General features: G+C 69.2%; 18 protein-coding genes. 8 read left to right on the forward strand and 10 right to left on the reverse strand.

Features of this window, described 5'->3' with window-relative positions; translation table 11 throughout:
• Positions 1 to 10: 10 nt before the first annotated feature.
• Positions 11 to 1,225 (reverse strand): formate-dependent phosphoribosylglycinamide formyltransferase, encoded by a 1,215-nt coding sequence (gene purT, locus PQB87_RS13165; protein WP_042976186.1) that lies wholly within the window; start codon positions 1,223 to 1,225, stop codon positions 11 to 13.
• A gap of 213 nt (positions 1,226 to 1,438) precedes the next feature.
• Here purT and PQB87_RS13170 point away from each other — a divergent pair, with 213 nt between their 5' ends.
• A complete protein-coding gene (locus PQB87_RS13170) occupies positions 1,439 to 1,984 on the forward strand; it encodes an META domain-containing protein (RefSeq protein ID WP_059688852.1) in 546 nt (181 codons plus the stop codon).
• Between the two features lie 170 nt (positions 1,985 to 2,154).
• Here PQB87_RS13170 and PQB87_RS13175 read toward each other — a convergent pair whose 3' ends face one another.
• The 3 genes from PQB87_RS13175 to PQB87_RS13185 form a co-directional block, all read right to left on the reverse strand.
• On the reverse strand, positions 2,155 to 2,850 hold the full coding sequence (locus PQB87_RS13175; RefSeq protein ID WP_181523094.1) for a hypothetical protein: 696 nt from the start codon (positions 2,848 to 2,850) through the stop codon (positions 2,155 to 2,157).
• Positions 2,851 to 3,132: 282 nt separating this feature from the next.
• Positions 3,133 to 3,480 (reverse strand): hypothetical protein, encoded by a 348-nt coding sequence (locus PQB87_RS13180; protein WP_502291544.1) that lies wholly within the window; start codon positions 3,478 to 3,480, stop codon positions 3,133 to 3,135.
• Positions 3,481 to 3,594: 114 nt separating this feature from the next.
• A complete protein-coding gene (locus tag PQB87_RS13185; RefSeq protein WP_502291545.1) occupies positions 3,595 to 3,873 on the reverse strand; it encodes a hypothetical protein in 279 nt (92 codons plus the stop codon).
• A 351-nt stretch (positions 3,874 to 4,224) separates the two neighbouring features.
• Here PQB87_RS13185 and PQB87_RS13190 point away from each other — a divergent pair, with 351 nt between their 5' ends.
• Positions 4,225 to 4,962, forward strand: a complete 738-nt coding sequence (locus PQB87_RS13190; RefSeq protein ID WP_502291546.1) for a hypothetical protein — start codon at positions 4,225 to 4,227, stop codon at positions 4,960 to 4,962.
• 15 nt (positions 4,963 to 4,977) lie between these two features.
• On the opposite strand, the gene PQB87_RS13195 is transcribed toward PQB87_RS13190, so the two are convergent.
• Positions 4,978 to 5,421: a hypothetical protein gene (locus PQB87_RS13195; RefSeq protein WP_502291553.1), complete on the reverse strand. Its 444-nt coding sequence runs from the start codon at positions 5,419 to 5,421 to the stop codon at positions 4,978 to 4,980.
• Positions 5,422 to 5,476: 55 nt separating this feature from the next.
• On the opposite strand from PQB87_RS13195, the gene PQB87_RS13200 reads away from it, so the two are divergent.
• The gene (locus PQB87_RS13200; RefSeq protein WP_502291552.1) at positions 5,477 to 7,189 is read left to right on the forward strand and encodes a DNA translocase FtsK; all 1,713 of its coding nucleotides are present in this window, start codon (positions 5,477 to 5,479) and stop codon (positions 7,187 to 7,189) included.
• A 95-nt stretch (positions 7,190 to 7,284) separates the two neighbouring features.
• Here the strand turns inward: PQB87_RS13200 and PQB87_RS13205 are convergent, their stop codons facing one another.
• On the reverse strand, positions 7,285 to 8,529 hold the full coding sequence (locus PQB87_RS13205; RefSeq protein WP_027786811.1) for a lactonase family protein: 1,245 nt from the start codon (positions 8,527 to 8,529) through the stop codon (positions 7,285 to 7,287).
• Between the two features lie 166 nt (positions 8,530 to 8,695).
• Between PQB87_RS13205 and PQB87_RS13210 the strand changes: the two genes are divergently transcribed.
• Both PQB87_RS13210 and PQB87_RS13215 read left to right on the forward strand, forming a co-directional pair.
• On the forward strand, positions 8,696 to 10,525 hold the full coding sequence (locus tag PQB87_RS13210) for a glycoside hydrolase family 15 protein (protein WP_021161258.1): 1,830 nt from the start codon (positions 8,696 to 8,698) through the stop codon (positions 10,523 to 10,525).
• A gap of 211 nt (positions 10,526 to 10,736) precedes the next feature.
• Complete coding sequence (locus PQB87_RS13215; RefSeq protein WP_174415508.1) at positions 10,737 to 12,215, forward strand: polyhydroxyalkanoate depolymerase; 1,479 nt, start codon at positions 10,737 to 10,739, stop codon at positions 12,213 to 12,215.
• An 88-nt stretch (positions 12,216 to 12,303) separates the two neighbouring features.
• On the opposite strand, the gene PQB87_RS13220 is transcribed toward PQB87_RS13215, so the two are convergent.
• On the reverse strand, positions 12,304 to 12,936 hold the full coding sequence (locus tag PQB87_RS13220; RefSeq protein WP_021161256.1) for a TetR/AcrR family transcriptional regulator: 633 nt from the start codon (positions 12,934 to 12,936) through the stop codon (positions 12,304 to 12,306).
• Between the two features lie 156 nt (positions 12,937 to 13,092).
• Here PQB87_RS13220 and rsxB point away from each other — a divergent pair, with 156 nt between their 5' ends.
• Positions 13,093 to 14,085, forward strand: a complete 993-nt coding sequence (gene rsxB / locus PQB87_RS13225; RefSeq protein ID WP_060063507.1) for an electron transport complex subunit RsxB — start codon at positions 13,093 to 13,095, stop codon at positions 14,083 to 14,085.
• Positions 14,082 to 14,726: an endonuclease III gene (gene nth, locus PQB87_RS13230; protein WP_042976184.1), complete on the forward strand. Its 645-nt coding sequence runs from the start codon at positions 14,082 to 14,084 to the stop codon at positions 14,724 to 14,726. The genes rsxB and nth overlap by 4 nt, the downstream gene beginning before the upstream one ends.
• 146 nt (positions 14,727 to 14,872) lie before the next feature.
• Here the strand turns inward: nth and PQB87_RS13235 are convergent, their stop codons facing one another.
• Positions 14,873 to 15,802 (reverse strand): DMT family transporter, encoded by a 930-nt coding sequence (locus PQB87_RS13235; RefSeq protein WP_059688848.1) that lies wholly within the window; start codon positions 15,800 to 15,802, stop codon positions 14,873 to 14,875.
• Positions 15,803 to 16,071: 269 nt separating this feature from the next.
• Between PQB87_RS13235 and PQB87_RS13240 the strand changes: the two genes are divergently transcribed.
• Positions 16,072 to 16,506 (forward strand): DUF1841 family protein, encoded by a 435-nt coding sequence (locus tag PQB87_RS13240; protein ID WP_027786805.1) that lies wholly within the window; start codon positions 16,072 to 16,074, stop codon positions 16,504 to 16,506.
• 99 nt (positions 16,507 to 16,605) lie between these two features.
• Here PQB87_RS13240 and PQB87_RS13245 read toward each other — a convergent pair whose 3' ends face one another.
• Together PQB87_RS13245 and PQB87_RS13250 are read right to left on the reverse strand one after the other, a co-directional pair.
• Positions 16,606 to 16,965, reverse strand: coding sequence for a c-type cytochrome (locus PQB87_RS13245; protein ID WP_027786804.1), 360 nt, complete (start codon positions 16,963 to 16,965; stop codon positions 16,606 to 16,608).
• Between the two features lie 38 nt (positions 16,966 to 17,003).
• On the reverse strand, positions 17,004 to 17,363 hold the full coding sequence (locus PQB87_RS13250) for a c-type cytochrome (protein WP_021158557.1): 360 nt from the start codon (positions 17,361 to 17,363) through the stop codon (positions 17,004 to 17,006).
• Between the last annotated feature and the right edge of the window lie 71 nt (positions 17,364 to 17,434).

The raw sequence follows: 17,434 nt of genomic DNA on the forward strand, positions 1-17,434 counted from the left end.
CCTGGTTACGTCAGCGCGCCGACACGGGCCGGACGGCCGCGGCGGCGCGCTTCGCGCGTTCGCGGGCTTCGTCGACGGTCGCGCCGGTCGCCAGCGCGACGCCCATGCGCCGCTTCGCAAAACTCTCCGGCTTGCCGAACAGGCGCAGGTCGGCGCCCGGCACCGCGAGCGCGTCGCGCACGCCTTCGAACGCGATGCCGCGCTCGTCGAGCCCGCCGTAGATCACGGCCGACGCGGCCGGCGAACCGAGCGTCGGATCGACCGGCAGCCCGAGAATCGCACGCGCGTGCAGCTCGAACTCGGACTGGCGCTGCGACGCGAGCGTGACGAGGCCCGTATCGTGCGGCCGCGGGCTCACCTCGGAGAACCACACGTCGTCGCCGCGCACGAACAGCTCGACGCCGAACAGCCCGCGCCCGCCGAGTGCCTCGGTGACCTTGTGCGCGATCTCGCGCGACTTCTCGAGCGCCGCCGCGCTCATCGGCTGCGGCTGCCACGACTCGACGTAGTCGCCCGCCACCTGCACGTGGCCGACCGGCTCGCAGAAGTAGGTACGCGTGGCGTCCGTCGCCGGATCGATCGCGCGCACGGTGAGCTGCGTGATCTCGTAGTCGAAATCGATGAAGCCTTCGACGATCACGCGGCCGTGGTTCACGCGCCCGCCCGCCATCGCGTAGTCCCACGCCGGCTTCACGTCGGCTTCGGTCTTCACGACCGACTGCCCCTTGCCCGACGACGACATCACGGGTTTCACGACGCACGGCATGCCGATCTTCGCGACGGCCGCGCTGAACGCTTCGAACGAATCCGCGAACGCATACGGGGACGTCGGCAGGCCGAGCTCCTCGGCCGCGAGCCGGCGGATCCCTTCGCGGTTCATCGTGAGCTGCGTTGCGCGCGCGGTCGGGATCACCTCGGCGAGCCCGGCCGCCTCGATCGCCGCGAGCGCGTCGGTCGCGATCGCCTCGATCTCGGGCACGATCAGGTGCGGGCGTTCGGCCTCGACGATCGCGCGCAGCGCGGCGGCATCGGTCATGTCGATCACGTGCGCGCGATGCGCGACCTGATGGCCGGGTGCGTCCGGATAGCGGTCGACCGCGATGACTTCGACACCGAGACGCTGCAACGCGATGATGACTTCCTTGCCGAGCTCGCCGGCGCCGAGCAGCATGACGCGCGTGGCCGAGGATGAGAGCGGCGTACCGAGCCGCTGACCGATCTGCATGTGATTACCCGCTTCTGGTGGAGGACGAAAACGGCTCCGATGTTAACACGCGCCACGACACCGGTTTAGCGCGTTTCGCCGTGCCGCCGCCCCGCCTCGGGCCGCTCGCGAGCGGGCTGCGAACGTTTTCACGCGCGAAGTGTCGGCTCGCCTGCCGCGGGGCGGGTGCGTTACTCTTACGCCTTGATCAGAATCCGATGAGGAACGAGGCTCATGTCCCACCTGTCCGCAGCCGCACGCGCACGCACCGGCCTGCTTCGCCCGTTGCGCGCGCCGCTCTGCGCGTTGACGCTTGCCACGCTTCTCGCCGCCTGCGCGATGCCGACCCACCCCGATTCCGCCGCCCCCGCGCCCGACCCGTACAACCCGGCCGCCGTCCAGCTGCTCGACGACACGAGCTGGGAGCTCACCAGCTGGCTGAACGCCGACGGCACGCAGCGCGCGATCCCGCACGGCGACAACGGCGAGCCGATCAAGCTCGCGCTGTCGACCGAGTCGGGCATCCGGCGCGCGAGCGGGTTCTCGGGCTGCAACCGCTACATGGGCACCTACGCGATCAAGAACGGCCTGTTGAGCTTCGGGCCGCTCGCCGGCACGCGGATGGCCTGCCCGAATACGCTCGGCGGCCAGCTCGAACCCGCGTACCTCGACGCACTCGCCCATGTCGACAAGACCGGCGTGCAGATGCGCGAGCCGCAGCAGTTGCAGATCGTGACCGCGTCCGGCGCAACGCTGACCTTCACGCACCGGAGCCCCTGATGCACCGCGCGCGCGAAGGCCGACCGACCGCCTTCGCGTGGCGCGCCACGCGCGTGTGCCGCACACCCGCGTCGCGCGGCGTGAAGCGGATGCACGCCGCGTTAGAGTCTTGTTCGCCGGCCGGTTAAACTCGGCGGGTCGCGCCCCGCGCGCCCCTCCCCACTCCTGTTTCAAAGCATGCACACGGTTGTCTTCGGCTGGTTCGGCATCTCCGCCGTCTGGTTCCTCCTTCTCTTCTGGCGTCTCGTGCAGGCGATGCTGCCCGGCGGCGGCGGACTCGCCGGCCGCGGCTCGATTCGCCTGTGGCTCGGCTTCGCCGCGGTGTTCGTGGCCAGCTGCACGCTGACGAGCCCGCTGTCGGGCCCCGACACGAACACGCTCGGCCATGCGTTCTCGGCAGGCTTCGCCCACGTGCTCGGCCCGATCGGCACGCCGGTCGCGATGGTCGTGCTGTTCTTCGCCGGGCTGCCCTGGTTGACCGGCATCGGCTGGCGACAGTTCGCCGCGTGGGTCGACACGTCGTTCGGCGTCAAGCTGTCGCGCGACGGCGGCGACGACGATGCCCGCGGCATTGCCGACCTGCCGCGCAGCGCGCTGCATCGCGACGACGACGTCGTACAGCCGACCACCGCGCATACCGTCAATTCGATGGCGCCGCGCCAGAACGGCCGGTATTCGCGTCCGACGCTGTGGAAACCCGATCCGCAGGCGCGGCCGAAGCCGCGCAGCAGCACGCCCCCGCGCCCGCACGTGGAACCCGTCGCGCCGTCGGGCTGGTTGAAGCCGACCGCGCCCCAGCGCACGCCGACGCAGCCCGCACCGATCCCCCCGGCCAGCGCGATGCCGCCACCGACGACCGGCAGCACCGCCAGCCTGGCGCGCGCAGCAGCGAATTCGCAGGTCCCGCGCCCCGATCCGGCCCCGCTTCCTGTCGGATTCGAACCCGTCCGCCCACGCCCGACAGCCGCGCGACCGGCCACGCCCGCATTGAAGCCGACTACGCCGCGTACCACGGTCACGCCGCGGCCGGCCGCCGCGCAGCCGCAGCGCCCGCCGGTACGCCCCGTCGCAGGCGCAGGTTCGGCCGGCCAGCCTGCGGATACGGCACGACGTCGTCCGGCGCAGCAAACACCGGCGCGTGCGCCGCTCTATGCCTGGACGGAAAAACCCGCCGCACCGATCGCGCCGGCACCGAGCGTGCACGACACGCTGCGCTCGATCGAGGCCAGCACCGCGCAATGGGCGACGCTGGGCGGTGCGCAGTCGGCCGACGCCGGGCACGCTGGCGCCGCAGCCGCTACCGTGGCCGGGGTGGCCGCGGCAGCAGCCGGCGTTGCGACGCCGGCATCGGCGGCCGCATCGACCGTGCCGGCCGCGCCGGCCGGGATCGCCGCCGCGACCCACGGCCTCGCCGCGCATGACGCCGCTGTGTCGCTCGCGCACGATGCGGCGCCGGCGTACGACGACAACGCACCGATCGTGCTCGACGCGTTCATGCCGGCGGCGCCCGCTGTTCATGCACCGGATGCTGATGCGGGCACCGTGGCGCTCGACGCGGCCGCCCCGCACGCGCTGTCGAATACCGGCAGCGACGATGCCGCGTTTTCGCATCACGCCGACGACGAGCTCCGGTACGCCGACGATGCGCCTGCCGCGCCGACGCCGGGAATCCCGTCCGCACCCTCACCCTCGTTCGACGCGCCCATCGACCTCGCACCGTGGGAAGACCTCGCCAGCCGGCCGGTTTCCGCGTTCGACGCATCCGCGTGGAACGCGGCCGCCGAGTCGTCGACGGACGCGACGGACGCGACGGACGCGACGGACGCGACGGGATCGGAACCGGCCGACGCTGCCGCCGCGCAACCCAGGCGCGAGGCGGCTCGCGACATCGCCGCGAGCAACCTGCCGGCACCCGTCGATAACGACGACAGGTACACGGCGCAACCGGCTCCCGCAATCGCTCACATCGCATCGGCCCGCGTGCCGCAGGGCATCGACGATGCGCACACCGACGTGAAAGCGGCCGGGAACGTCGCACCGTTCGCGGCCCTCCCCTCTTCGCCGATCACCGAAACGACGTCGCGCGCAAGTGCCGACGGCAGACCGTTTGCGGCGGTGTCGGCAACGTCGGGACCGGCCGCGTCGGGTGCAGCGCCGGAAGCCGTCAAGGCGGACGCGGCAGAACCTGCGGCACCGCCGTCGGCAAACGCTCGGGGCTCAGCGCCGGCAGCGGAATGGACTTGGAAACCGTCGACGGCACAATCTGCCCCGACGAATACGACCGTCGCCGCGGAATTGCCGAAATCGCCGGTCGCCGCTCAACCGTTTGCCGCCAAGCAGACGGCTTCGGCTGCTGCTGCGTCGCCGCTCGTCGGCACCGCTCAAGGCTCGACCGCACAAGCACCTGCATCCGCTTCGGGCATATCGCCTGTCGCCGAGACCGCTTCAACGGATCGCGTGACCGGCACGGCATCCGGTTCGCCTGCTCAGTCGCCTGCGTCGGCATCGACCGCTGCATCAGTCGCGTCGACATCCGCAATCGGCGCAAACGGTGCTGCGTTGGCTTCGCTTTCGCAGCCGGCCGCATCGGCACCGACACCTGCATCCACCCCATCGGCATCCCCGGTCGGCGTAACCGGTACTGCGTCAGCTTCACTGCCGCAGCCGGCCGCATCGGCATCGACCGCTGCATCGGGTGCAGCGGCATCCTCAATCGGTGTAACCGGTACTGCGCCGGCTTCACTGCCGCAGCCGGCCGCATTGGCATCGACCGCCACATCTGCCCCATCGACATCCGCGGTCGGCGTAACCGGTACTGCGTCGGCTTCGCTTTCGCAGCCGGCCGCATCGGCACCGACACCTGCATCCACCCCATCGGCATCCCCGGTCGGCGTAACCGGTACTGCGTCGGCTTCGCCTTCGCAGCCGGCCGCGTCGACATCGACCGTTGCATCGATTGCGTCGGCAGCGCCGGTTAGCGGAACGGGCACGACTTACGATTCGTTCCCCCGTGCATCGATGCCCACATCGCCCGTCGTGACTCCGTCGACGGCCGGCACGTCGGCTTCGACATCCGGTTCGACCGCGCCCGCATCGGCGCTCGCCACCGCGATGCCCGTGAACACCGCGTCCGGTTCGCCCGCGCCGACGCAAGCCAACCCGGCAAGCTCATCGACGGGTACGACATTCGGCACGTTCGGCACCTCCAGCCCGGTCGCACCGCAGCCGGCCGCAAGCCTGCCCGTGCCGCCGGCCGTTTCCGACACGACTGCACCGTCCCCCGGCGCCGTCGCGCCGATCACGTCCGCCGCAGCGACTCCGGCGCAACCGATCTCCGGCTCGCCCGTCGCTCCGACCGGCTCGCTGCCGTCCTTCGGGGTAACCGCGCCTACGCAGGCTCCGCCGATCGCTTCCGCACCTGCCGCAATCGAAGCCACGACGTTCGCAGCCCCGCCCGCCCCGGCCCCGGCCTCGTCGCCGGCAAGCTGGCACGTGTCGAACGTCGCCGCGACACCGGCAACCGCTGCCCCGCAACCCGCCACGACATTCCCCGGCGCGAGCCTGCCCGCACCGGCGGCGGTCACGACCGTACCGGCGATTCCCGCTGCCCCGCCGGCAGATGCGACCGCCGCCACGGCAACAGCCGAACCCGCCGCACCGGCCCCCGACACCCCCGTCCGCCCGCCGCGTCCGAACGCGTTCGAATTCCACGCGCCCGCGACGTTCAACGTCGAACTGCCGACCCTCGACCTGCTCGAACCCGCGTCCGACGACATCGAAACGATCACCGACGAACACCTCGCGCAAACCGCGCAGGTCATCGAACAGCGGCTGCAGGAATTCAAGGTGCCGGTGACGGTGGTCGGCGCATCGGCCGGGCCCGTGATCACGCGCTTCGAGATCGAACCCGCGCTCGGCGTGCGGGGCAGCCAGATCGTCGGGCTGATGAAAGACCTGTCGCGCGGCCTCGGCCTCACGTCGATCCGCGTCGTCGAGACGATTCCCGGCAAGACCTGCATGGGCCTCGAACTGCCGAACGCGAAGCGCCAGATGATCCGCCTGTCGGAAATCCTCGAGTCGCGCCAGTACCAGCACTCGGCCTCGCAACTGACGATCGCGATGGGCAAGGACATCACCGGCCATCCGGTCGTCACCGATCTCGCGAAGGCGCCGCACATGCTCGTCGCGGGCACGACGGGCTCGGGCAAGTCGGTCGCGATCAACGCGATGATCCTGTCGCTGCTGTACAAGGCGACACCCGAGGACGTGCGGCTCATCATGATCGACCCGAAGATGCTGGAGCTGTCGGTCTACGAAGGCATCCCGCACCTGCTCGCGCCGGTCGTCACCGACATGAAGCTCGCGGCCAACGCGCTGAACTGGTGCGTCGGCGAGATGGAGAAGCGCTACCGGCTGATGTCGGCCGTCGGCGTGCGCAACCTCGCGGGCTTCAACCAGAAGATCCGCGATGCCGAAGCGAAGGAAAAGAAGATCGGCAACCCGTTCTCGCTGACGCCCGAGGACCCCGAGCCGCTGTCGACGCTGCCGCTGATCGTCGTCGTGATCGACGAGCTCGCCGACCTGATGATGGTGGCCGGCAAGAAGATCGAGGAACTGATCGCCCGTCTCGCGCAGAAGGCGCGCGCGGCCGGCATCCACCTGATCCTCGCGACGCAGCGCCCGTCCGTCGACGTGATCACGGGCCTGATCAAGGCGAACATCCCGACGCGCGTCGCGTTCCAGGTGTCGTCGAAGATCGACTCGCGCACGATTCTCGACCAGATGGGCGCCGAATCGCTGCTCGGGATGGGCGACATGCTGTTCCTGCCGCCGGGCACCGGTTACCCGCAGCGCGTGCACGGCGCATTCGTCGCCGACGAGGAAGTGCACCGGATCGTCGAGTACCTGAAACAGTTCGGCGAACCGCAGTACGAGGAAGGGATCCTCGACGGCCCGGCCGCCGACGGCGCAACGCAGGACCTGTTCGGCGATGCGCCGGACGCGGAAGCCGATCCGCTGTACGACGAAGCCGTCGCGTTCGTCGTGCGCACGCGGCGCGCGTCGATCTCGTCGGTGCAGCGGCAGTTGCGCATCGGCTATAACCGCGCCGCACGGCTCGTCGAGCAGATGGAGGCGGCCGGGCTGGTGTCGCCGATGGGCATCAACGGCAGCCGCGAGGTGCTCGTGCCGGCCGCGGCCGACTGAGCGCGGCGGCCGCCGCCGTCCACCGATGCGGGCCACCGGGAAACCGGCCGCCCCGTAAAGCAAAAGGGCGCTGCATCGGCAGCGCCCTTTGTCATTTACTGCACCGGCACCAGCTTGAAATCGACCGGCTTGCCGACCGCCACCTTCTGCGGATTCGGGCCCAGTTGCCCCGTTTCCACATTGCGGCTGAACACGTAGAACGTATCGCTGTCCTGGTTGCCGACGATCAACCACTTGCCGGTCGGGTCGATCAGGAACTCGCGCGGCGTCTTGCCGAGGCTCGACTGGCGGCCGACGGGCTTCAACCGGCCGTCGGCCTGGTTCACCGCGTAGATCACCAGGTCGTTCGCATCGCCGCGGTTGCTCACGTACAGGAAGCGGCCGTCAGGTGACAGATGGATCGCACCGCCGCCGACCTTGCCCTTGAAGCCCGGCGCGGTCATCGATACGGTCTCGACCGGCGTCAGCTTGCCGTCGTGGTAGCCGAACACCTCGACCGCCGCGTTGAGCTCGCTCGTCACGTACGCGTACCGGCCGTCGGCGCTGAACACCATGTGACGCGGGCCCGAACCCGCCTTGACCGGCGTGTAGCGCGTGTCGGTCGGGCTGATCAGCCCGCGGCTGCCGTCCACCGTGTACCGGTAGCCGTAGACCTTGTCCGCGCCGAGATCCTGTACGAACAGGTAATGGCCATCCGGCGAAAACACCGTCGAATGCACGTGCGCGCCGTCCTGACGGCCCTTCACGGGCCCCGTGCCCTCGTGGTGCACCGTCAGCACGGCCTGGCCGACCGCGCCGTCGTCGCGCAGCGGAAACACCGCGAAGCTGCCGCCCGGATCCTTCGCGACCGAGTAATTGGCCGTCACGAGGTACTTGCCGTCCGGCGACAGCGCGAGATAGCAAGGATCGTTCCCTTCCGACGACACGCGGTCGATGAAGCTCAGCGCGCCCGTCTTCGCGTCGAAACGGAAGGCGCTGACGCCGCCGCGCTGCGACGCCGGCCCGTCGTCGCCGGGCAGTTCGTTGACCGCGTAGACGGTACGACCGTCGCGGCTCGGCAACAGGTACGACGGATTCACCGTCTTCGCCGACGACACCGGCGCGACGCTGCCGGTTTTCGTATCGAAGCGGTAAACATAGATCCCGTCGCTGCCGCCGCCCGTGTAGGTGCCCACGAGCAGGTTGTACACGCCGTCGGCCGGAGCGGGCGATTGCTGCGCAAATGCATGGGTCGCGGAAAGGGAGAGCACGATCGCGAAACCTTTCATCCAGTGAGCGAGCCTAAGCGGGAACCCTCGTGTCGAAGCGCGTGCGTCACGCTCGCGTAAACGGTTGGGCATTGAATCCTCCTTGCATCGAGTCGCTTCAAGTGTTGAGATAGGACGAAACGCCGGCCGTTCATGCGCTCCGCCGCCCGGCCGAGTATACGGGGCGCGGCGCCCGCGCGTGAAGCCTTGGCCGCCGCCGTCCGCATTGTGAACTCGAATACCCAAGGATCGCCTGCCCATGCCTGCCCTGATCGAAGACTACGCCCTCGTCGGCGACGGCCACACCGCCGCGCTGGTCGCCAAAGACGGCTCCGTAGACTGGCTGTGCTGGCCCCGCTTCGATTCGGGCGCCTGCTTCGCGGCGCTTCTCGGCACCCCCGAGCACGGCCGCTGGCTGCTCGCGCCGGCCGCCGATGCCGCGATCACGCACACGTCGCGCCGCTATCGCGGCGACACGCTGATTCTCGAAACCGACTACGAAAGCGCCGACGGTGCCGTCACGGTGGTCGACTTCATGCCGCCCGGCAACGGCTGGTCCGAGCTGGTGCGGATCGTCATCGGCCGCCACGGCACGATGAAGATGCGCATGGAGCTCGTGCTGCGCTTCGACTACGGTTTCTCGATTCCGTGGGTCACGCAGCTGACCCGCGAGGACGGCATGAAGGCGATCGCGGGCCCTGACACCGTCGTGCTGCGCACGCCGGTGCCGCTCACCGGCAAGAACCTCCATACGCTCGCGGAATTCACCGTGAACGCCGATGAACGCGTGCCGTTCTCGCTCAGCTATGCGGCGTCGCACATGCGGCTGCCGCCCGCACGCGATCCGCTGTCGATGCTCGCACGCACCGAGAACTACTGGCTCGAATGGTCGGGCCGCTGCCAGGTGCAGGGCCGCTACGCGGCCGCCGTGCGCCGTTCGCTGATCACGCTGAAGGCACTGGCGTACGAGCCGACCGGCGGGATCGTCGCGGCGCCGACCACGTCGCTGCCCGAGAAGATCGGCGGCAATCGCAACTGGGACTACCGCTACTGCTGGCTGCGCGACGCGACGATCACGCTGCTCGCGCTGATGCGCGGCGGCTACTACGACGAGGCGCGCGCGTGGCGCACGTGGCTCGGCCGCGTGATGGCCGGCTCGCCCGAACAGATCCAGATCATGTACGGGATCGCCGGCGAACGCCGGCTGCCGGAAATGGAACTCGACTGGCTGCCCGGCTACCAGGACTCGAAGCCGGTGCGCGTGGGCAACGGCGCCGCGAACCAGCTCCAGCTCGACGTGTTCGGCGAGGTGATGGCCGCGCTGCACCTGGCGCGCGTGGGCGGCCTGCAGGCCGACGACACGGTGTGGTCGGTGCAGTGCGCGCTGCTCGACCATCTCGAGAAGATCTGGCAGGAGCCCGACGAAGGCATCTGGGAAACGCGCGGCGGCCGCCGCCATTTCACGTTCTCGAAGGTGATGGCGTGGGTCGCGTTCGACCGCGCGATCAAGTCGGCGGAGATGTTCCGGCTGCCCGGCTCGCTCGACCGCTGGCGCGCGCTGCGCGAGCAGATCCATGCCGACGTGTGCAACAACGCATGGCACGAAAGCAAACGGGCGTTTGCACAGAGCTACGGCAGCGACGAACTCGACGCGAGCGTGCTGCTGATGCCGCTGCTCGGCTTCCTGCCGCCGGAAGATCCGCGCATCGTCGGCACGGTCGAAGCGATCGAGCGGGAGTTGCTGCACGACGGGCTCGTGATGCGCTACCGCACGACCGAATACGACGACGGCCTGCCGCCCGGCGAAGGCACGTTTCTCGCGTGCAGTTTCTGGCTGGTCGACAACTATGCGCTGCTGGGCCGGATCGACGACGCGCACCGCCTGTTCAGCCGGCTGCTCGCGCTGTCGAACGACCTCGGGCTGCTCGCCGAGGAGTACGACCCGGTGGCCGGGCGGCTCGTCGGCAATTTCCCGCAGGCGTTCTCGCACGTGGCGCTCGTGCATACCGCGATGAACCTGATGCACCACGAGGACGCGATGGCGCGCGCGGCCGGCCAGCCGGCGCCGGCCGTCGCCACGGGGCGCTGAACGGGGCGCGAGCGGCTTGTTCAGAGAACGTCAAATCGCAAAACTTTGATGAAAAATCGGGGAAATGTTGCATTGCACCACCCATCGTTGTCCGATATGATCGACGCGATTGTCCGGCTGCAGTGCAACATGGCCGGCCGCTGACCCACACGGCACGCCGCGACGCCTCACGCCGCCCTTGCGCACCGTCCCCCACGCGGGAGTAGTCTGCATGCTTTACCAACTGCACGAATTCCAGCGAGCCATGCTGAGCCCGCTGACGGCCTGGGCCCAGGCCGCGTCCAAATCGTTCGCCAATCCGTCCAGCCCGTTCTCGCTGATGCCCGGCGCGCCGCGGATGGCCGCCGCGTACGAGCTGATGTACCGGCTCGGCAAGGATTACGAGAAGCCCGAGTTCAACATTCACCAGATCGTCAAGGACGGCCACAACATCCCGATCGTCGAGCAGACGATCGTCGAGAAGCCGTTCTGCCGGCTGCTGCGCTTCAAGCGCTATTCGGACGACGCCGACGCCGTCACGCAGCTGAAGGACGAGCCGGTCGTGCTGGTCTGCGCGCCGCTGTCGGGCCACCACTCGACGCTGCTGCGCGACACCGTGCGCACGCTGCTGCAGGATCACAAGGTGTACATCACCGACTGGATCGACGCGCGGATGGTGCCGGTCGAGGTCGGCCCGTTCCACCTGCACGACTACATCGCGTACATCCAGGAATTCATCCGTCACATCGGCGCACGCAACCTGCACGTGATCTCGGTGTGCCAGCCGACGGTGCCGGTGCTCGCGGCGATCTCGCTGATGGCGAGCCGCGGCGAGGACACGCCGCTCACGATGACGATGATGGGCGGCCCGATCGATGCGCGCCGCAGCCCGACGTCGGTGAATTCGCTCGCCACGCAGCACTCGACCGCGTGGTTCGAGAACAACGTGATCCACACGGTGCCCGCGAACTACCCCGGCGAAGGCCGCCAGGTGTATCCGGGTTTCCTGCAGCACACGGGTTTCGTCGCGATGAACCCGGAGCGGCACGCACAGTCGCACTGGGATTTCTACCAGAGCCTGCTGCGCGGCGACGAGGAAGACGCCGAAGCGCACCGCCAGTTCTATGACGAATACAACGCGGTGCTCGACATGGCCGCCGAGTATTACCTCGAGACGATCCGCATCGTGTTCCAGGAATTCCGGCTGGCAGAGGGCACGTGGGATGTCGAAGGCGAGCGCGTGCGTCCGCAGGACATCAAGCGTACCGCGCTGATGACGATCGAAGGCGAACTCGACGACATCTCCGGCAGCGGCCAGACGCACGTCGCGCACGAGCTGTGCACGGGCATCCCGCAGGACCAGCGCCGCAGCCTGACCGCCGAGAAGTGCGGTCACTACGGGATTTTCTCGGGCCGCCGCTGGCGCACGATCATCTATCCGCAACTGCGCGACTTCATCCGCGAGCATGCGCCGGAGCCGAAGCACGGCGCAACGAAGGATGCCGCGGATGCGCCGGTGCCCAAGACGCTCTCCGCCGTGCCGGCCAGCAATGCGCCGCTCGAAACGACGCGCGCCACCACGGCGAAGCGCACGCGCGCGAAGGCCCCCGCCAAGGCAGTCGCAGCGGCGCCGGCCAAGGCCGCACCGGCCGCGAAACGCGCCGCCAGCGGCCCGCGCGTCAAGGCCGTGCGTACGCGCAAGGCCGCCTGACGCACCGCGTCCCGACGAAAAAACGCCGCCGTTGCCTGCGCACGGCGGCGTTTTTGCATCCTTCTACCGCTTCAGCCCGGCCGGTGCGTCAGCGACGCAGCAGATACGCGAGCAGCAACTCGGTGTTCATCCGGACCATCTCGGCGCGTTCGTCGGTATCGGTGAAATCGCGGCCGAGCGTCGCGGCGAGCGTGAAGCGGTTCGACACGATGTAGTAGCCGAGCCCCGACAGCGTCACGTAGAAGCGCAGCGGATCGACGTCGGTGCGGAACAGCCCGGCCTTCTGGCCGCGCGTCAGCACGTTGCCGAGCTTCGCGACGATCGGCGACATCATCTCGCGGATCCGCGTCGACTTGTGCAGGTAGCGCGCTTCGTGCAGGTTCTCGTTGTTGATGAGCCTGAGCAGTTCCGGATGGTCGCGGTAGTAGTCCCAGACGAAATGCGCGAGCCGCGTGACGGCTTCCACCGGCGCGACGCCGTCGAGATCGAGCACGCGCTCGGCCTCGGTCAGCGCGGAGAACGCGTGTTCGAGCACGGCCGTGAACAGCTGCTCCTTGCTGCCGAAGTAGTAATAGAGCATGCGCTCGTTGGTTTCGGCCCGGCGCGCGATCTGATCGACGCGCGCGCCGAACAGCCCTCCACTCGCGAACTCTTCGGCTGCCGCCATCAGGATGCGGCGGCGCGTACCTTCAGGATCTCTTTTGATTTTTGGCTGATTCATGGTGGCGTTTTGCTATGTGAGCCGCTTGATCCGGACCGGCACCCCCACCGCCTCGGCGCCGGCCGCCCTGGAACGGGCGCGCCGCGGGCGGCCGCCCTCCTGCTGAGCCCCTGCAAAAAAGCGGTTCGATTATGCGCACAGACGGCGTCCAGCGCAATGCGGGAAATCGGCGATAATCGAGCTTTGGCAAACCTTTCCGGCCGCGCCCGAAGCGGCCGAGAGCCATTCGGCGCCGCTGCGCCCGTTGTCACCGTGACCGACTCCAGAACACTCGCGGATCGCATCGAAGATCTGCTTCCCCAGACGCAATGCACGAAGTGCGGCTATAACGGCTGCCGGCCGTACGCCGAGGCAATCGCCGCCGGCGACGCGAACTACAACCAGTGCCCGCCCGGCGGTGCCGAAGGCATCGCGCGCCTCGCGGGCCTGCTCGGCAAGCCCGTGATTCCGCTGAACCCCGTGAACGGCAGCGAACATCCGCGCGCCGTCGCCTTCATCGACGAAAGCCTGTGCATCGGCTGCACGCTGTGCATGCAGGCGTGCCCGGTCGACGCGATCGTCGGTGCGCCGAAGCAGATGCACACGATCGTCGAGTCGCTGTGCACGGGTTGCGACCTGTGCGTGCCGCCCTGCCCGGTCGATTGCATCGCGATGCTGCCGGTGACCGGTGAACGCACCGGCTGGGACGCGTGGTCGCAGGAACAGGCCGATGCCGCGCGCGAACGCCACGACCTGCGGCTCGCGCGCCAGCGCCGCGAACGCGAAGCCGCCGAAGCGCGTGCGGCCGCACGCCGCGCGGCCAGCGCCGCGAAGCCGGCCGCGGCACCCGCAGGGACGCCATCCGCCGCACCGGCCCCGGACGACGCCGAAGCGAAGAAGCGCGCGATCATCGCCGCCGCGCTCGAGCGTGCGCGCAAGAAGAAGGAAGAACTGTCCGGGCAAGATGCCGGGCCGAAGAACACCGAGGGTGTGAGCGCGGCCGTCCAGGCACAGATCGACGCCGCCGAGGCGCGCCGCAAGCGGCTCGCGGAACAGCAGGCCCAACGCGACGCCGAAGCGGCGGCCGCGAGCGGCAACGACGAAGAAAACGACGCAGGCAACGACGGTCCGGGCGGCCCGTCCGCACCGCCCGACCAGAACGCTCCATGAACGCCAGCAAACGACGCGCGATCTACGAAACGCTGCAGAGCCTCAATCCGCATCCGACCACCGAGCTCGAATACTCGACGCCGTTCGAGCTGCTGATCGCCGTGATGCTGTCCGCTCAGGCGACCGACGTATCGGTCAACAAGGCGATGCGGAAGATGTTTCCGGTCGCGAACACCCCGCGACAAATCGTCGCACTCGGCGAAGAAGGCGTCACCGAGTACATCAAGACGATCGGCCTGTACCGGACCAAGGCGAAGAACGTGGTCGCGACGTGCCGGATCCTGCTCGACCGCTACGACGGCGAGGTGCCGGCCGATCGCGAAGCGCTGGAAGGCCTGCCGGGCGTCGGCCGCAAGACCGCGAACGTCGTGTTGAACACCGCGTTCGGCCAGCCGACGATCGCGGTGGACACGCACATCTTCCGCGTCGCGAACCGCACGGGGCTCGCGCCGGGCAAGGACGTGCGCGCCGTCGAGGCCGCGCTCGAGAAGTTCACGCCGAAGGAGTTCCTGCAGGACGCGCATCACTGGCTGATCCTGCACGGTCGCTACGTGTGCAAGGCCCGCAAGCCCGAATGCTGGCATTGCGCGATCGAGCCGCTGTGCGAATTCAGGCCGAAGACCCCGCCGCCCAACGAGTGACGCGCAACCGCGGCCGGCCTGCCGCAAACCGCCGGACGCGATGCGGCCCGACGCTCGACGCACATCTCACCGGCCGCCCTCCGCCGGCAGACCGCGGCCGCGACAGCGCGTAACCATCCGCGCCGCCGCCGCTTTCCCCTTCCCGACTAGGCGTTGGAGGTCGCGGTCGCATCGTCGGCCGCCGCGCCGCCCGCGCGCACCAGCGCCAGCACGGCAGCCAGGATCGCGACGCCGCCCGCCCACTGCAGCGGCGACAGCGCCTCGCCGAACAGCAGTGCCGCCAGCGCGACCGTCACGACCGGTTCGAGCGTCGACAGCATCGACGTGCGCGCGGCCCCAAGCCGTTCGAGCCCGGCAAAGAACGCGATCATCGCCGCGACCGTCGACACGAGCGCGATCGCAAGCATCGACGCCCAGCCGCCGGCCGTCGCGGGCCAGCGCGGCGGCGCACCGAACGCCGCGGTCCGCACGACGGCGATCGCCACGAGCGTCGCGGTCGCCGACAGGCAGATGATCGCGGTGGTCGCGAGCGGATCGACGCCGCGCGTCGCCTTCGTGCCGCCGACGATGTACAGCGAATAGATCACCGCGGCGGCCAGCGCGAGCGCGATCCCGAGCGGCTCGCCATGCCCGCCGCCGACCATCAGCGCCGAACCCGCGACGCACAGCACCAGCGCGACGGCCTTCGCGCGCGTGAGGTGCTCGCCGAGCCACCACGCGGCCAGCAGCGTGACGAAGGCCGGATACAGGTACAGCAGCAGCGCGACAAGGCTCGCCTGCGCGTGTTGCAGCGCGCTGAAGTAGCAGAACGACTGCCCGACGTAGCCGAGCGCGCCCATCGCCACGAGCGGCGCGAGCGCGCGCCCGCGCGGCCACGTGACGCGGCGATGCCGTGCGATCGCGGCGAGCACCGCGCCGCCGATCGCGAAGCGCACGATCAGCAGCCCGAGCACGTCGACACCGGCCGCATACGCGTAGCGGCCGAAGATCGCCATCGCGCCGAACGCGGCGGCGGACAGCGCGACGTAGAGCGTGCCCTGCAGGGCTGCGGACGATGGGCGGGCGGTGGCGGTCATGACGGAACGGATGAGAACGGCGCGGTGACGGGAAGCGTTGGAGTGTAACGGCGCGGCGGCCGCGAGCCTAGCCCGCGCTTACCCCGCGCTTACCCGTTACCCGGCACCGGCGGCGCACGCCACCGGCCCGCGCCGCTCACCTGCACGGCCCGCGGGCCCCTCCGCTGCGGCCACGCGATTGCGCCAACCCGCCGCCAGCGCCGCCCGCCGACCCGGCGTACAATGCGCGACGCGGCATCCAGCCGTCCGAATCACGACGTTTCCCCACCATGTTCAATCCAAGCCGCGACGAAGTGCGTCGCTTTTTCACCGAGACCTGGCGCAAGCAGCGCGCCGGCGAGATCCTGACGCCGCTGGAAGCGATGGCAGCCGACTGGATCGTCGAGCATCCCGAATACCACGACGAACTCGCCGACGCCGATGGCGCCACCGCGCGCGAGTACACGCCCGAGGAAGGCCGCACGAACCCGTTCCTGCACCTGTCGATGCATCTCGCGATCAGCGAGCAGTTGTCGATCGACCAGCCGCCCGGCATCCGCGCCGCGCACGACAAGCTCGCGGCGAAGCTCGACTCGACCCACGACGCGCAGCACGTGATCATGGAATGCCTCGGCGAGACGATCTGGGAAGCCCAGCGCACGAACACGCCGCCCGATACCGACGCGTACCTGCAGCGCATCCTGCGCCGCGCATCGCGCGACTGAGCGCCGCCGCGGCGGCCCGCGGGCGCCGGCGCGCGGGCAAAAAAATACCCCGCCGGGGCGGGGTATCCTTGCTGCGCGGGCCCGCCGGGCCCGTCGCGCTTACTTCTTGAACACGAGATCGGTCTCTTTCAGCGACTCGATGTAGGCCGCGATGTCCTTCATGTCGCTGACCGACAGGCTCTGCACCTGTGCCTGCATGATCGCGTTGTTGCGACCGAGCAGCGGATTCGTCAGGCCCATCTGGTACTGGCGCATCGCCCACACGAGGTAGTCGGCATGCTGGCCGGCGAGGCGCGGATATTCGGCGTTGATCGGCTTGTTCATCTGCGCGCCGTGGCAGGCCGCGCAGTTGTGCGATTCGACCAGTTCCTTGCCCTTCGTGATGTCCGCCGCGTGCGCGGTACCGATCGCGAGGCCGGCCGCCAGTGCAACCGCCGCCGTCTTGAATGCGTTGTTCATGAATGCTCCTGTCCCGCCGAGAGATCGGCGGCGCGCGCTTACTTGTAGGGGTTGTCCTTCGAGTCGGCCTTCTGGGCGGCGTAGTACGCCGACAGATCCGCGATGTCCTGGTCCGTCAGCGAACCGGCGATCGCATTCATCGACGGGAAGTGACGATCCTTCTTGCGGTAGGCCTTCAGCGCGTTCTCGAGGTATTGCTGGTTCTGGCCGCCGAGGACAGGCACCCGGTAGACCTCCGGGTACGCCGCGCGGTAGTCCTGGATGCCGTGGCAACCGATGCACATGGCGACCTTGCTCGCCCCGTCCTTCGGGTTGCCGACCACACCGGCCGCCTGCGCGCTGCCCGCGAGCGCCACGAGCGCTGCGACAACGACGTGTTTGCCGACGAATTTGTTCATAGCTCTTGTAACCTAGCTTGAGGGGAAACTGGCGCCGAAGCGGCAACGGCCCGCGCCGTTATGCTTGTCGG

This window comes from Burkholderia sp. KL41 (genome assembly GCF_057005415.2).